General features: G+C 59.8%; 13 protein-coding genes. 2 read left to right on the top strand and 11 right to left on the bottom strand.

Going from position 1 to position 15,493, the window contains the following annotated elements; genetic code table 11:
- Nucleotides 1-8 precede the first annotated feature (8 nt).
- From FHU41_RS01890 to FHU41_RS01855, 8 genes are all read right to left on the bottom strand, one after another.
- The gene (locus FHU41_RS01890; RefSeq protein WP_179387960.1) at nt 9-1,040 is read right to left on the bottom strand and encodes a uridine diphosphate-N-acetylglucosamine-binding protein YvcK; all 1,032 of its coding nucleotides are present in this window, start codon (nt 1,038-1,040) and stop codon (nt 9-11) included.
- The gene (gene rapZ, locus FHU41_RS01885; protein ID WP_179389071.1) at nt 1,040-1,930 is read right to left on the bottom strand and encodes an RNase adapter RapZ; all 891 of its coding nucleotides are present in this window, start codon (nt 1,928-1,930) and stop codon (nt 1,040-1,042) included. The genes FHU41_RS01890 and rapZ overlap by 1 nt, the downstream gene beginning before the upstream one ends.
- Before the next feature lie 74 nt (nt 1,931-2,004).
- Nucleotides 2,005-3,987, bottom strand: a complete 1,983-nt coding sequence (gene uvrC, locus FHU41_RS01880; RefSeq protein ID WP_179387959.1) for an excinuclease ABC subunit UvrC — start codon at nt 3,985-3,987, stop codon at nt 2,005-2,007.
- 78 nt (nt 3,988-4,065) lie between these two features.
- Nucleotides 4,066-4,731, bottom strand: a complete 666-nt coding sequence (locus tag FHU41_RS01875) for a lysophospholipid acyltransferase family protein (RefSeq protein ID WP_179387958.1) — start codon at nt 4,729-4,731, stop codon at nt 4,066-4,068.
- On the bottom strand, nt 4,718-5,440 hold the full coding sequence (locus FHU41_RS01870; RefSeq protein WP_246279479.1) for an HAD hydrolase-like protein: 723 nt from the start codon (nt 5,438-5,440) through the stop codon (nt 4,718-4,720). The genes FHU41_RS01875 and FHU41_RS01870 overlap by 14 nt, the downstream gene beginning before the upstream one ends.
- Nucleotides 5,441-5,528: 88 nt before the next feature.
- Nucleotides 5,529-8,411, bottom strand: coding sequence for an excinuclease ABC subunit UvrA (gene uvrA, locus FHU41_RS01865; protein WP_179389069.1), 2,883 nt, complete (start codon nt 8,409-8,411; stop codon nt 5,529-5,531).
- Between the two features lie 66 nt (nt 8,412-8,477).
- Nucleotides 8,478-8,858 carry a GntR family transcriptional regulator gene (locus tag FHU41_RS01860; RefSeq protein WP_246279407.1) on the bottom strand — a complete coding sequence of 127 codons (381 nt, stop codon included), beginning with the start codon at nt 8,856-8,858 and terminating at the stop codon, nt 8,478-8,480.
- 46 nt (nt 8,859-8,904) lie between these two features.
- Complete coding sequence (locus tag FHU41_RS01855) at nt 8,905-9,348, bottom strand: MarR family winged helix-turn-helix transcriptional regulator (protein WP_179387957.1); 444 nt, start codon at nt 9,346-9,348, stop codon at nt 8,905-8,907.
- A gap of 81 nt (nt 9,349-9,429) precedes the next feature.
- Between FHU41_RS01855 and FHU41_RS01850 the strand changes: the two genes are divergently transcribed.
- Nucleotides 9,430-10,086 (top strand): MBL fold metallo-hydrolase, encoded by a 657-nt coding sequence (locus tag FHU41_RS01850; protein WP_179387956.1) that lies wholly within the window; start codon nt 9,430-9,432, stop codon nt 10,084-10,086.
- 10 nt (nt 10,087-10,096) lie between these two features.
- On the opposite strand, the gene FHU41_RS01845 is transcribed toward FHU41_RS01850, so the two are convergent.
- Complete coding sequence (locus FHU41_RS01845) at nt 10,097-10,870, bottom strand: trans-aconitate 2-methyltransferase (RefSeq protein ID WP_246279478.1); 774 nt, start codon at nt 10,868-10,870, stop codon at nt 10,097-10,099.
- 221 nt (nt 10,871-11,091) lie between these two features.
- Between FHU41_RS01845 and FHU41_RS01840 the strand changes: the two genes are divergently transcribed.
- The gene (locus tag FHU41_RS01840) at nt 11,092-13,617 is read left to right on the top strand and encodes a DEAD/DEAH box helicase (RefSeq protein ID WP_179387954.1); all 2,526 of its coding nucleotides are present in this window, start codon (nt 11,092-11,094) and stop codon (nt 13,615-13,617) included.
- Here the strand turns inward: FHU41_RS01840 and FHU41_RS01835 are convergent.
- Together FHU41_RS01835 and FHU41_RS01830 are read right to left on the bottom strand one after the other, a co-directional pair.
- The gene (locus FHU41_RS01835; RefSeq protein ID WP_179387953.1) at nt 13,614-14,891 is read right to left on the bottom strand and encodes an MFS transporter; all 1,278 of its coding nucleotides are present in this window, start codon (nt 14,889-14,891) and stop codon (nt 13,614-13,616) included. The genes FHU41_RS01840 and FHU41_RS01835 overlap by 4 nt on opposite strands.
- The gene (locus FHU41_RS01830; RefSeq protein ID WP_179387952.1) at nt 14,888-15,469 is read right to left on the bottom strand and encodes a helix-turn-helix domain-containing protein; all 582 of its coding nucleotides are present in this window, start codon (nt 15,467-15,469) and stop codon (nt 14,888-14,890) included. Before FHU41_RS01830 ends, FHU41_RS01835 begins: the two co-directional genes overlap by 4 nt.
- Nucleotides 15,470-15,493: the final 24 nt, after the last annotated feature.

Raw genomic sequence — 15,493 nt, 5'->3', positions numbered from 1 at the left:
AGTACCCGCTATCCCCCGACGATAATGTCGTGAAACGCCGCCGCCAATCGTAACGGATCATGTACCGGTTGCCGATTGTTCACTCTGACTCGGCTGAGCACTACCTCGGCTCCGAGAGCGGAGGCCGCCAACTCGAATTCAGCTCGATCCCCCACACTGGTGGGATCAGCTAACACTACATCCACCCCAAAATCCGGAGCGTACTTAGCGATGACCCGAAGGTGGTCGGCGGCGCTCATTCCGGCCACCTCTTTGTCATTGACGTCCAGATTCATGGTCAGGCATCGCTTGGCTGGGGTGGTGCACAGTGCCTGCCGCAATTCCGGCAACAGCAGATGCGGCAATACCGAGGTATACCAGGAGCCTGGACCCACAATCACCCAATCGGCAAGCTCGATCGCTTCCAGCGCCTCGACACACGCCGGAGCATTCTCCGGAAGTAAGCGGACATCATCGACCACGCCAATGCTAGCCAGGGCCGCCTGACCTGTCACCGTATTAATAATTTCCTGACCATCCGGGCCGAGGCTGCGGCTGCGCCCCTGAATGGTCAGCGGCACGCTCGCCATCGGCAACACCTGACCACGTGCGCCGAGCAGCGCACCGGCCCATTTCAGCCCATCCACGGTATCCCCCAGCAGTTCCCAGAGGGTGACAATGAGCAAATTACCCATCGCATGCTGATCGAGGGAGCTCTCCCTTCCGGGCTTTGCGCTAAATCTGTGCTGCATCACGTCACGCCAGGTGCGGCCCCAGTCGGTATCGTCACAGAGTGCGGAAAGCGCCATCCGAAGATCGCCCGGCGGTAAGACACCCAACTCATCTCGTAAGCGGCCGGAGGAACCGCCGTCGTCCGCTACCGTCACAATGGCGGTTAGCTCACTGGTGAGCAGGCGCAAGGCGGAGAGCGAGGCGGAAAGTCCGTGCCCGCCGCCCAGAGCGACCACCGAGGTGTCATTTCCGCTACCTTGGCTGTCCCGGCTTTCACTGCTCCGGTTTTTCGGCGGGATAAGTGGCAGCGGCCCGGTCAACAAACCCACTACTCGCGCCCCAGGTCACGGTGCCGGGTGCTGACCGCAACCCGTGGAAGTTGCGCTAGGCGTTTGGCGAGTTCGACGGCGACAGCCACCGAGCGATGTTTCCCACCCGTGCAGCCCACGGCAATCGTGGCGTAGTGCTTATTCTCGCGCCGGTAGCCTTCCAACACCGGTTCGAGGGCTCGGACATAACGACCCACGAATTCGTTAGCATTGTTATCAACCAGCACGAAATCGCTGACATCCTTGTCCAGCCCGGTATGCGGACGGAGCTGGGGCACCCAGTGCGGGTTCGGGATGAACCGGACATCAGCCACATAATTGGCGTCCACCGGCAGCCCGTATTTGAAGCCAAAACTCATCACGGTGAGCCTCAGTACGACCGGCCCGGAATCCGAGAACAACTCGGTGACCTGACTAGCCAATTCGTGCACATTCCGCTTCGAGGTATCAATCACCACATCCGCGGCATCACGGAGCTGAGCCAGCAGCTCACGTTCCGCAGCAATCCCGTCGAGCATTCTGCCGTCCCCCTGCAAGGGGTGCGGCCTGCGACCCTGCTCAAAGCGGCGCACCAGGGTGTCGTCATCCGCGTCGAGGAAGAGCACCCGGTAGCTAATCCCGCTGGCGGCCAACATATTGAGCGAATCCCGAATATCGGCGAAGAACGCCTTGCCGCGCACATCGACCACCACGGCAAGCTTGGGCAGCGCCTGCGGCGTGCGAGCCACCAGCTCAGCGAGTGTACTCAGCATTTGCGGCGGCAGGTTTTCTACCACGTACCAGCCGTGGTCCTCTAAAGCATTGGCGGCCGTACTGCGGCCAGCGCCGGACATGCCGGTCACCACGAGCAACTCAGACTCTTGTGGTTTCACCGGGGTGAGATCTGTCATTGCCACCTATTCCTCATCCTCATTGCTCAACGCCAATTAACCGCGTTTTGAAACCCGGCTAGCTTTTAGCCTAGCTAAGTTTCCAAGATTTCGCCGGTAGTCATGTTCACCGCAGGCGCTGGCTCTTCGCTGTGTAAGGACTCGTGGATGGCTTGAGCCAGCACCGGACCAACCCCCTTGGCCTCGGTAATCTCCTGAATAGAGGCGGCACGCAGCTTCTTGACCGAGCCGAAATGCTTGAGCAGAGCCTTACTTTTTGACTCCCCTAGGCCGGGAATTTCGTCCAGCAGCGAAGCCGTCATCGATTTGCCACGCTTCTGTCGGTGGAAGGTAATCGCGAAGCGGTGAGCTTCGTCTCGGATTCGCTGGAGGAGATAGAGCCCCTGCGAGGTACGGGGCAGGATCACCGGGAATTCGTCCTCCGGTAGCCACACCTCCTCCAACCTCTTAGCCAGTCCAACCACGGCTACATCGCTGATGCCTAGATCAACCAGCGCCCGGCTAGCCGCGGCAACCTGGGGCGGGCCGCCGTCGACCACCACTAGATTGGGCGGGTAAGCGAATTTACTCTTGGTTCCGGCCTCGATGCCCTGTTCGGTGATTTCGTAACTCACCTCGCTACTGGCCATCGCCTCGGCACGCTCCTGTTGCTCTTGCAGATAATGCCGGAACCGGCGGCTGATCACGTCATACATCGAGGCGGTATCGTCCTGTGCAGCGGCGCCGGTAATCGAGAACCGGCGGTACTCGCTCTTCTTTGCCAGTCCATCCTCCACCACCACCATAGAAGCCACCACGTTGGTGCCCTGCACATGAGAAATGTCATAACATTCAATCCGCAGTAGCGGCAGCGGCAAATCCAGCGCATCCTGCAGTTCCTTCAAAGCGAGTGAACGCTGGTTCAGATCGCCGGCCCGCTTGGACTTGTGTAGCTTCATAGCCTGCTCCGCATTAGAGGCCACGGTCTCCAAGAGGGCGGCCTTATCCCCGCGCTGAGGAACCTTGATCTCTACCTTGGAGCCCCGAAGGCCACTGAGCCATTCGGTGAGTTGCTCGGTGTTGGCGGGCAGCTCGGGGACCAGAATCTGACGTGGGATCTTGTCCCCCACATCGTTCTGTCCACTTTCCTCGCCATAGACCTGCAAGAGCAGATGCTCGATCAGTTCGTCCGGCTCGCTATCCTCAACCTTTTCCACCACCCAGCCACGCTGACCGCGGATCCGGCCGGCCCGGACATAGAAGACCTGGACGGCTGCCTCCAATTCGTCCTGATGGACCGCGAAGATATCCGCGTTGGTGTCTTCCGGCAAGACCACGGCATTCCGCTCGAAGACCTTGCGCAAGGCAATGACATCGTCGCGCAAGCGGGCGGCCTGCTCATAGTCCAGCACGGCAACTGCCTCTGCCATCTGCTTTTCCAGCGAGGAGATGAAGCGCTTGGCCTCGCCACCCATAAAGGAGCAAAACTCTTCCGCTAACTCACGGTGCCCTTCCGGGCTGATTTTGCCCACACAGGGTGCCGAACATTTATCGATATAACCCAGCAGACAGGGCCGTCCGGTTTGCTGGGCGCGTTTGAGCACGCTCGGGCTGCAGGTGCGCACCGGGAAGACTCGCAAAAGGGTGTCTACGGTCTCCCTGATCGCCCCCGCTGTGTAAGGGCCGAAGTAACGGGTCCCTTTCCGTCGTTCACCACGCATCACCTGAACCCGCGGGAACTCCTCGGCCATTGTGACGGCCAGGTAGGGGTAGCTCTTATCGTCGCGGAAAGCCAGGTTGTAGCGCGGCGCAAATTCCTTGATCCAGGTGTATTCAAGCTGCAGAGCTTCCAATTCGCTGCCCACGATGGTCCACTGAACGCTGGCAGCGGTATGAACCATCGCATAGGTCTTAGGGAGCAAGGTGGCCGGATTGGCGAAATATGAAGTCAGCCGGGAGCGTAGATTTTTGGCTTTACCGACATAAATCACCCGACCGTGCTCGTCGCGGAACCGATACACGCCGGGATCGGTCGGAATTTCACCAGTCTTAGGCCGGTAGCTTACGGGATCTGCCACAGAACCATCCTAGTGCGGCGCACCGACAGTCAACGGCGGCACGCGCCCCGCCCAGGCAAGCTCAGGTCCGGGATCGAATCAGATGCTCTTGCTCTGGTTATAGCCTTCCGCCCGCTGCTGTCCGCTGAGTTCAGCGATTGCATCCATAATCGAATCGGTGGCAGCTCGGCGCGCCGGAAGTGAGTGCTCAGGGCCGGTCTTCTGAAAGCTGAGCGGCTTACCAATCACCATGGAGAAATGCTGCGGGCGGATCATATTGCTACCCGCAGCTTGCAGTTTCTCGGTGCCCTTAAGTCCCACCGGAATCACCGGGGCGCCCGTGGTCAGCGCTAGCCAACCCACCCCGGTACGGCCACGGTACAGCTTGCCGTCGCGGGATCGGGTGCCCTCCGGATAGATTCCGACGCCGTCGCCCGCGGCCAAGATGTCGAGTAACGACTTCAGTGCTGCGACGCTAGCCGCCTGTTCCCCTCGTTCCACTGGAATGGAACCCACTGACTCGAAGAACGACTTCATCATCCGGCCTTTAAAGCCCTTGGTGGTGAAGTATTCGGCCTTGGCAAAGAAAGCAACCTTGCGGGGCATCAGGGTTTGCACCAGCACGCTATCGAGGAAGGATAGATGATTGGGGGCAACGATGAAAGGCCCCTCGGTGGGGACATTCTCCAGACCCGTAATAGTCGGCCGACAGGAGAGCGCAATCAGACCGCGTGTGGTTCCGCGAGCCGCATCATAGAGCGCCATGGACCACCTCCGCCGCGAAGTATTCGTGCAAGCCGGTAGCTAATTCCTCTGCACTGCTGACCACTCGGAGTGCGCCCACAGTATCGAGCTCGCCAGCAGCCGAGAATCCCCAGGAAACCCCGAAGCAGTCCAGGTCATTGGCTCGGGCACCGAGCACATCATGCGCCCGATCGCCCACCATCACTGCCCGCTGCGGCTGGGAAAGCCCGGCCAAAGCCAGCGCGATGATGCGCTGCTTAGGCGGCATCCCGTCGTCGTCGCTCAGGGCTTCATTCTCTTCAGCACCGGAGACGGTTTGAAAATAATGTGCCAGGCCGTGCGTTTGCAACAGCACGTGCGCCAAGGAAAGAGGTTTCTGAGTTGCCAGGGCGATCAGGAAGCCTTGCTCTTGTAGCTTCTTCAATAACTCGGGGATACCCGGATAGGGCTTGCCCATCGCGATCCCGCGCTCGGAATACCAGCCCCTGTATTTGGCCACCACCGCAGCCAGTTGTTCGGGTGGAAAGCCTGGCAATGCGAGGAGCGACTCGGAAAGCTTCGGCCCCACCATGTTGCTGAGCACGGCTTCCTCCGGAACGGCAAGACCCATGCTCCGCAGAGCATATGCAATGCCCTGGGTAATGCCGCCCGCTGGGTCAATCAGAGTGCCGTCCAGATCGAACAGCACAGCTGGCTTAGTATCTGTGGAATCGACCGGCAAATTCATCATCACCGACTTAGTTTCTCACGAGTCACCGCGGACGCAGAACATGAGCGCAGAAGCATTCCAGGACAGGAATATGTTCGCACTAAATGACTTAGAGGATCTCGCGCAGGAAGCTGCCGGTGTAACTTTGCTCCGATTTAGCTACCTGTTCTGGAGTTCCGGTGGCGATGATCTGCCCTCCCCCGGACCCACCATCCGGGCCCAGATCAACAATCCAGTCGGCGCTCTTAATCACATCAAGGTTGTGCTCGATGGTGATCACGGTATTGCCCTTCTCCACCAGCCCTTGTAAGACCAGCAGGAGTTTCCGGATGTCCTCGAAGTGCAGGCCCGTGGTCGGCTCATCCAACACATAGACGCTTCGGCCATTGGAGCGCTTCTGCAGCTCCGAAGCCAGTTTGACGCGCTGCGCTTCACCACCGGAAAGCGTGGTGGCTGGCTGGCCTAGTCGAACATAGCCGAGTCCAACATCGACCAGAGTCTTCAGGTGGCGAGCAATCGGAGTGAAGGCCGCGAAGAACTCAGCCCCCTCTTCAATCGGCATATTCAGCACATCGGCAATCGTCTTACCCTTGTAGTGCACTTCCAGAGTTTCCCGGTTATACCGCGCGCCGTGGCACACCTCGCAGGGCACATAGACGTCCGGCAGGAAGTTCATTTCGATCTTGATGGTGCCGTCACCGGAACAGGCCTCGCAGCGCCCACCCTTGACATTGAAGGAGAATCTGCCGGGCTGATAGCCACGGACCTTAGCCTCGGTGGTCTCCGCGAAAAGCTTACGGATGTTATCGAAAACGCCGGTATAGGTTGCCGGGTTGGAGCGCGGTGTACGCCCGATCGGACTCTGATCGACATGCACCACCTTGTCCAGGTGCTCTAAGCCTTCCACCTTCAGGTGTCGGCCGGCTACTTGCTTGGCTCCATTGAGCTTATTGGCCAGCACCTTGTAGAGGATCTCGTTGACCAGGGTAGATTTGCCCGAGCCGGAAACACCGGTCACGGCGGTGAATAGCCCCAATGGGAAAGTCGCGTCCACGTTCTGTAGATTGTTTTCCCGCGCCTTGACTACCTTGAGTTCACGCTTCTTATCGTATTTCCGGCGCTTCGCCGGAATCTCGATCTTCTTCCGCCCGGAGAGATAATCCCCGGTCAACGATTCGGTGTTCTCCAGCAAGCCCGCCAAGGATCCGGAGTGTACGACTTTTCCGCCGTGCTCCCCTGCTCCGGGTCCAATGTCCACGATCCAGTCGGCCTCGTGGATAGTGTCCTCGTCATGCTCCACCACGATCAGTGTGTTACCCAGATCGCGCAGCCTGGTGAGGGTTTGAATCAAGCGTCGATTATCTCGCTGATGAAGGCCGATCGATGGCTCGTCGAGCACATAGAGCACCCCGACCAAGCCGGAACCGATCTGGGTAGCCAAACGAATTCGCTGGGCTTCCCCGCCGGAGAGCGTGGCGGAAGCCCGTTCGAGGTTCAGGTACTCCAAGCCCACATCGAGCAGGAACTTCAGCCGCGCCTGGATCTCCTTGAGCACCTGAGCGGCAATCTGAGCCTCCCGATTGCTCAGCTCCAAGGTAGACAGGTATTCGTAGCAGTCTCGCATCGGCATGGCGGCAACTGCGGCAATAGACTTGCCGTTGATTAGCACGGATAGCGAGGCCGGATTCAACCTGGCTCCGCCGCACTCCGGGCAGGGAATCTGCCGCATGTACTCTTCGTAACGGTCCCGCGCATAGTCGGACTCGGTTTCCACATGTTTGCGGTGGATGTACTGCACCACCCCCTCAAAGCCGGTGCTGTACTTGCGTTCCCGGCCGAAGCGGTTGCGATACTGCACCGTCACTTTATGGTCTTTGCCATACAGAATTGACTGCTTTGCCAAGTCTGAGAGCCCCTGCCAAGGAGTGCTCATCTTGAAGCCCAGGTCCTTGCCTAGACCCTCCAGCAAACGGTTCCAGTATTCGGTTGTTGCGGTGCCCAAGGACCAGGGCGCAATGGCCCCCTCGGAAAGGGGGAGTTCCGGATTGGGAACTACCAGTTCTTCATCCACCTCCAGCTTGGTGCCGATACCGCTGCAGGCCGGGCAGGCACCGAAGGGATTATTGAAGGAGAAGGATCGCGGCTCGATTTCATCGATGGCCAGCGGGTGTTCATTGGGGCACGCCAAGTTTTCGGAGAAGGCACGCACCCGGGCTGGGTCGCCGTCCTCCAGATCGACCAACTCGATCAGCACCCGACCCTCGGCCAACAGCAAGGCCGTTTCCACCGAGTCGGTGAGGCGCTGCTGGATTCCCGAGCGCACCACGAGCCGATCCACCACCACCTCAATGGTGTGTTTGTATTGCTTGCCCAGCTTCGGTGGCTCCGAGAGTTGGATCTGTTCGCCATCCACCTTGGCCCGCGAATAGCCCTTGGCGGTTAGCTCCTTGAAGAGGTCAACGAACTCGCCCTTGCGGCCGCGCACCACCGGAGCCAACACCTGGAAGCGGGTGCCTTCTGGCATTTCGAGTAGTTGATCCACAATTTGCTGCGGGGTCTGCCGAGTGACCAGCTCGCCACAGACCGGGCAATGCGGCCGACCCACCCTGGCCCAGAGCAGGCGCATATAGTCATAGATTTCGGTGATAGTACCCACCGTGGATCGCGGATTCTTGGAGGTTGACTTCTGGTCAATGGAGACGGCTGGAGACAGCCCCTCGATAAAGTCCACATCGGGCTTATCCACCTGGCCCAAGAATTGCCGGGCATAGGCCGAGAGCGACTCGACGTAGCGCCGCTGCCCTTCGGCGAAGATGGTGTCGAAGGCGAGCGATGATTTACCGGAGCCGGAAAGGCCGGTGAAGACGATCATCGAGTCGCGGGGCAGATCGAGATCCACATTCTGCAGATTGTGTTCCCGGGCTCCCTTGACCAGCAGGCGGGACATATCCGGTTTCTTCACCGGGGCTAGGTCCTCGGACAAGGAGTTCATCAGGTCGGATTCAGCTGCTTTGGGCACACGCACATCCTAATCGAAAATGTCTTCGAATGAAAAAAGTTATTGGTTCAGCGCGGCGGAGACGATCTTCAAAGCCTCCCCTAAGCTCATTCCCTGTTGATGAGCGACGGCGGCAAAGGCCTCCGCAGCTTCGGCCACCCGAGCCTTCCCCTTGTCTCCGGCGGCAGCCACCACGGTACCCTTGCGGCCCTGGGTACTGAGCACGCCCGCAATTTCGAGTTCACGGATAGCCCGGGCAACCGTATTGGCGGCGAGCCCACTGCTGGCTGCGAGCGCACGAACAGTGGGTAGCTTAGCCCCTACGGCGAGCCCGCCGAGATCGATCAGTTCGATGATTCTTAGCCGCAGTTGTTCGAAGGGCGGAACTGTAGAATCGGCCTTCGGTCGCCATTGCTCAAGTGTTTCCATCGTGGTCTTCATGATGAACTTCCTCTAGAGATGCGACGGTCTCCCACAGATAGCGCAATTAGCCTTTTGAGGAAGCATGCAGTGCATCCGTCAGCCGAGAGACCGCGATAAGCGCCTCACGTGCATCGGCTTCTTCCCAGTCGCTCAGCTGGGCACGCAACCGCTCTGAACGCCGCGCCATCACCTTACCGAGCAGCTCGGTGCCCTTCTCTGAAACCTCGATCAGAGTAGCCCGGCCATCTTCGGGATCGGGCCGCCGAATCACATAGCCACGCTCATCCAGTTCGGCGAGCTGTCGGCTCAATGCACTAGGACCGATCCCCATAACTTCAGCCAAGCCAGTAGCCCGGCATTCCCCCGATTGAGAAAGTAAGCCGATAATCCCAATGTGCGCGATCCCAAGTCCATCAATGGACGGCTCGTGCGAGGCGCTTTTGAGCGCCCGGAAGAGCCTGAACACTTCACTGACCAGCTCGACGAGGGTCTGATCCTCGACCGCCATCCTGCCTCCAAAAATATATGCTTGACATAGTCAACTATATACCCCTCGGGATGGAAGCCGGTGTCCTGCTAGCATCGCTGGATGGAGGATTCGCTGTGGGCTTTGCCTGAAATCACTATTCGACGCATTTCGGTGAGCAGCATGGATAACAACGTTTACCTGCTTACTGCCCGTCGTAGCGGTGCCCAAGTGATCATCGATGCGGCGGACGAACTACCAGCTATCCAAGGATTGCTGGCTGCCGGACAACAAGACACCGACGAAGGCGTGCAAGCGCGTTTGGTTGCCGTCATCACCACTCATTCGCATTGGGACCATGTCCGAGCCCTGGCTGGGCTTGTTGAGAGCACGGGCGCCATGACGGTTGCTGGCAGTCTGGACGCGGCCGATATCCAGGTACCCACCAGCGCAGCCGTGGATCACGGAGACGTGGGCGAGTTCGATGGTTTTTCCTTGGAAGCCATCCAGTTGCGCGGACACACTCCCGGCTCTATTGCCCTGCTCTACCGGACGCCGGATGGGCCAGACCATTTGTTCACCGGTGACTCCCTCTTCCCCGATGGCGTAGGGAACACTGGAAACGATCCGGAGCGCTTCGCTCAGCTCTTCGGCGATGTCAGCGAGCGCATCTTCGAGGTGCTTCCCGATGAGACCTTGGTTCATCCCGGGCACGGTCGGGGAACCAGCTTGGGAGCGGAGCGTCCCAAGCTGGTTGAATGGAAGGCCCGCGGTTGGTGATTTTTTCGGTTTAGAGCTTCTGGCCAACCACGAAAATCCTGCGGAACGGGAAAACCGTGCCGTATTGGGTTGCCGGATAGGCCTCGTCGAGCTGAGCCGAATACTCTGCTTCAAAGGTTGCCGCTTCCTCGGGGCTCAGCGCACCAAGTACCGGCCGCAGGCCAGTTCCACGAACCCAGTTCAGCACCGGGTTCTCCCCCTGGAGCACTTGCTGGTAGGTGGTCTCCCAGCCGTCCGCACGCATCCCGGCAGCCAGGAAGATCTCCAGGTACTCCTCCGGTTCGCTCACCGCATCCCGGTGCCGCAGCACGCCGTCGAGCCGTTCCCGCCACTGTTCCGATTCGGCGAGTTCGCGCATTAATCGGTGCGAATCCGCACCGAAGTTTCCGGGCACTTGCATAGCGAACCAGGCACCTGGCTTGAGGGCTTGAAGCCAAGCAGCGAGCATCTCCTGATGCCCCGGGACCCATTGCAAAACTGCGTTGGTGACTACCACATCGAGGTCCTGGCCGGGGGTCCACTCGGCAACGTCGCTGACCTCGAAGGACAGGTTTCCCGGATGGTCGCTTTCATTGGCCGCGGTTACCATCTCGGCAGAGGAATCTAGGCCTTGCACCTGCGCGCCTGGCCAGCGTTCAGCCAGGGTGGCGGTCAGATTGCCTGGTCCACACCCCAAGTCCACCACGTTTTGAGGCTCGGTAGCCAAGATCCGTGAGGTCAGATCGAAAAAGGGTCGGTTTCTAAAATCCCCGAACTGTACATACTTCTTCGGATCCCAGGTCAACGCCATGTTTCCTCCACTATGAGTAGTTCCGGTCAGAGAATATCGCGAAACCCATCAATCCATCCCTCCCCAATCCCAAACCCTTACCCAGTTGTCCCACTGAGTGTTAAGGATGTGGCAGATGATGCATCGATTTCGTCACAACAGTAACTCCGGCCACATCCAGTGGGACAACTGGGTCAGAACTGCCGGGTTTGGGGTGGGGCCATAGACTGAAGCTGATGAATCTCCTGGACCAGTTGCCTGCCACCGACGCCGACGCCATCTACCAGGCATTCTTGGAATGGACCCTGGAAAGGGACCTGGAACTCTACCCGGCCCAGGACGAGGCCGTGATGGAACTCGCCAGCGGCAGCAACGTCATTCTCTCCACTCCCACCGGCTCCGGAAAATCTCTGGTCGCCGTCGCAGCGCATTTCGTGGCGATGGCCAGCGGTCAGCGCAGTTACTACACGGCCCCGATCAAGGCTCTAGTTTCGGAAAAGTTCTTCGCCCTGATTGAGATTTTCGGGGCGCAGAACGTCGGCATGGTGACCGGAGACTCCGCGGTCAATCAGGATGCACCGATCATTTGCTGCACCGCGGAGATTCTCGCCAATATTGCGCTTCGTGAAGGCGCCAACGCCCGTCTGAGCACCGTGGTGATGGATGAGTTTCATTACTACGCCGACCCGCAACGCGGCTGGGCGTGGCAGGTACCCCTCTTAGAGCTTCCGCAGGCTCAATTCCTGCTGATGAGCGCCACCCTGGGCGATGTGAGTAGCTTCGAAACCGAGCTACGCAAACGCACCGGCCGTGCCACCGCAACAGTCTCCTCCGCACAGCGTCCCATCCCGCTGCACTTCTACTATGTGCAGACTCCTGTGCACGAAACCCTTGAGGAGATGCTGAGCACTCATCAGGCCCCCATCTATGTGGTGCACTTTAGCCAGGCCGAAGCGATCGAGCGCGCTCAGACCTTAATGAGTATCAATATGTGCTCCAAGGAAGAGAAGCAACGGATCGCCGAGCTCATCGCCCAGTTCCGCTTCTCCTCGGGCTTCGGCAAAACCCTGAACCGGCTGGTCCGGCACGGCGTCGGCGTACACCATGCCGGGATGCTGCCAAAGTACCGGCGTCTGGTCGAACAGCTTGCCCAAGCGGGGCTACTCAAGGTGATCTGTGGCACCGATACGCTGGGCGTCGGCATTAATGTGCCGATCCGAACGGTGCTTTTTACCGCACTGAGCAAATACGACGGCGTCCGCACCCGGGTGCTGCAGGCACGTGAGTTTCACCAGATTGCCGGAAGGGCAGGGCGCGCCGGTTTTGATACTGCGGGCACCGTGGTGGTTCAAGCACCCGAACACGTAGTGGAAAACGTCCGCGCGATGACCAAGGCTCAGGCCAAATTCGGCGATGACCAGAAGAAGCTCCGCCAGGTGGTTCGAAAAAAGCCGCCCGAAGGCTTTGTCAGCTGGGGCGAGCCCACCTTCACCCGACTGGTCGAGGCCGAGCCGGAACCACTGACCTCCAGCTTCACGGTAACCCACGCCATGCTGCTCAACCTCTTGGAACGCCCAGGAGATCCTTTCGCGGCGGCGCGCAGGCTGCTCACCGAGAATCGGGAGCCCCGTGCTAAACAACTCGCGCTGATGCGTAAGGCGCTCGGCATTTTACGTGAGTTGCTTACCGCTGGTGTGCTGGAACGCATTCCACCGGAGGAACAGACCGCTGATGGCAGAACGCTCCGGCTGACCGTGCACTTGCAAATGAATTTCGCCCTCAATCAGCCGCTCTCCCCCTTCGCGATGGCGTCCCTTGAGCTTTTAGACCCGGATTCGCCCAGCTACGCCTACGACGTTGTCTCGGTGATCGAGTCGACCCTGGAGAACCCTCGGCAGATTCTTTCCGCGCAGCTTAAATACGCCCGTGGCGAGGCAGTTGCCGCAATGAAGGCTGATGGTCTGGACTACGACGCTCGAATGGCCGCCTTGGATGAGGTCAGTTATCCGCAGCCACTCGGTGAGCTCTTGCACCAGGCCTTCGATACCTATCGAAGGAGCGCGCCTTGGCTAGGCGATTTCGAGGTGGCCCCGAAGTCGATCGTCCGGGACATGATCGAAAGAGCGATGAACTTCGGTGAATTCGTACGCTTCTACTCGCTAGCTCGTAGCGAAGGCATCGTGCTGCGCTATCTGGCAGACGCCTACCGGGCACTGCGGCAAACCGTGCCGAGCAGTGCGCTCAGCGAGGATCTCTCGGACCTGATCGCGTGGCTGGGCGAAACCGTCCGGCAAGTAGATTCCAGCCTGATCGATGAGTGGGAGGCATTAGCTTCGGGGAAGGAATCGGCGCTTGAGGAAGCCGAGGTGTTGAGCGATGCTCCCCCAGCCCTCACCCAGAACGGCCGAGCCTTCCGGGTGATGGTGCGCAACGAGCTGTTCCGCCGGGTGGAGCTAGCGTCGCGGGATGATTACCCCGCGCTTGGTGAGTTGGACGGCGACTCCGGCTGGAATTCCGATCGCTGGGAAGACGCGCTGGGCGACTACTGGGACGAACACGACAACATCAACGCAGGGCCGGCCGCGCGCGGACCCGCGCTCTTCGAGATCGAGGAGAACGGTCCGCGGCAATGGACCGTTCGGCAGATCATTGATGACCCGGCAGGGCATCATGACTGGTCGATCCGAGCCACCGTGGACCTTGATGCCTCCGACCAGGAGGGCTACGCCGTCGTCAAACTTCTGGACTTCAGCCGCAGCTAAGCGCGAAATCGCGCGGAGGGCGGAGCGGGGGTTCGGTCCATTTGTTTGAACACCGGAACCACCAGCGGCGCCAGAGTGACCAGCAAGTACAGCGCCGCAATGATGGCGAAGGACTGGTTGAGCCCAAGCCGGTCTGCGGCCAAGCCACCCAGCAGCGCACCAAGCGGAATGCCAAGCCAAGCACCGGCCCGGCTCAGTCCAAAGACCCGAGCTCGCATCCCCTCCGGCACAAGTTCCAGCTGCAAAGCCCCGAGGATCGGATTGAGCGCACCGGAGGCAAGACCGGAGAGTGCGCAGATGAATAACAACCAGCCAAAGGGAAGCCCGACGGCGAAAGCCAGGATGGCGGGCGGGCCGGCCAAGATGAAGCAGAGTGCGAAAGTCATCCGCCGAGGCATCCGGTGAGCAATCATTCCGAAGCCGATGGTGCCCAGTAACGCCCCAGCTCCGAAAATCGCGAGCAGGCTGCCCAGAGCAGCCGCACCGCCCAGCCTGGAATTAGCGTAGAGCGGCATCAGAGAGGAAGTGCGCGCCGCATCGAAGAGGTTGGTCAGCAGCACCATCACCACGATGGCCAGGAGTAGGCGCTGTTTGCGGACAAAACGGAATCCTTCCAGCAACTCTGCCCAGTAACCTTTCGTTTTCCTTACGGCATCCGAAGCGTTACCGGAGGCGGCCCCGGGCTCCTTACTCACCAGCGAAGCCATGATGAGCGCGGAGAGGCCGAAGCTTGCCGCATCCAAAAAAAGCGCATTGGCTGGCCCCAGAGCACCGATCAATAAACCTGCTACGGAAGCGCCAAGCATGCTAGCCAAGCGCTCGACGCCGTCCAGGAAACCGACCGAACGCTCAAGCCGGATCTGTGCCAGCGTCGAAACCGCGGGCAGCATCACACGGCGCGCCGTCTGGCCTGGGGTGTCGAGCAGACCGCCCAAGAAAACCAAGGCCAATAGCGCCCAAAAGGGTAATCCGATGGTCAGTGCCAGCACCGGGATGGCAAGCACCGTGAGCCCGCTGACCAGATCGGCCAGGATGCTCGACTTGCGGTAACCGATCCGATCGACCAGAACTCCGCCGAGTGGCCCGCCAATCACCACCGGAATGGTGGCAAAGGCGGCGGCAAGTCCCACCTCGGAGCCGCTTCCCCCGGTGGCCAAGACGTAAAACGGTACTGCCAAAAGAGTCACCGCATTGCCGGTCTGGGAGATGGCGTGTGCTGCTAGTAGCCCGACGATGCTTCGTCTGGCTCGACCGCGCTCCACGCACTTGCTCATGGGGTGCGGAAAGCCTGGTAAATCACCGTAATGTGCTCCGCGCCGTCCCGGTCCTGAGCGCTCTTTTCCTGGTACTTAGCCACCAGCTGCGCCAATTCGTCGCGCAACTCGGCAAGCTCGGTCACGGTGAGGTTCAAGTTCCGGTCCGAGCTCGCCGCGGCGGCGACCCATTCCTTAGGGCTACTCGGTAGCGCATCGAGATAGGCGTGCAGGCTGGCCGCATAGTGCTGCACGACGCTGCGCTGAAGCGCGGTGGAGGCTGCTAGGGCTTCCGGATCGGAAAGCAACTCGGCGGATTCCCAACTAGTGACTTCATGGGTAGAACGCCACCATCGCTCCCGACGATCGGTGCCCTGCCCCGAGGCTTCCTCAATCAGTCCGATGGATGCCAGTTTCGTCAGGTGATAGCTCACGGTGCCCGGCGCCTCATCAACTATGTCCCCGAGCATCGCTGCGGTCTGCGCACCTTGAGTGCGTAGCAAACCGAGTAACCGTAGTCGGGTGGGATGAGCGAGCACCCGCATCGCCGTAACGTCTTTAAGATGGGCTGTTCCGCTCGCTTTTTCCGAAGCTGTCATATCGGAAGTTTATATACACAAGAA

Origin of the sequence: Psychromicrobium silvestre (genome assembly GCF_013408295.1) — a bacterium.
Lineage (GTDB): Bacteria > Actinomycetota > Actinomycetes > Actinomycetales > Micrococcaceae > Renibacterium > Renibacterium silvestre.
This window is presented reverse-complemented; position numbering and strand designations above follow the sequence as displayed.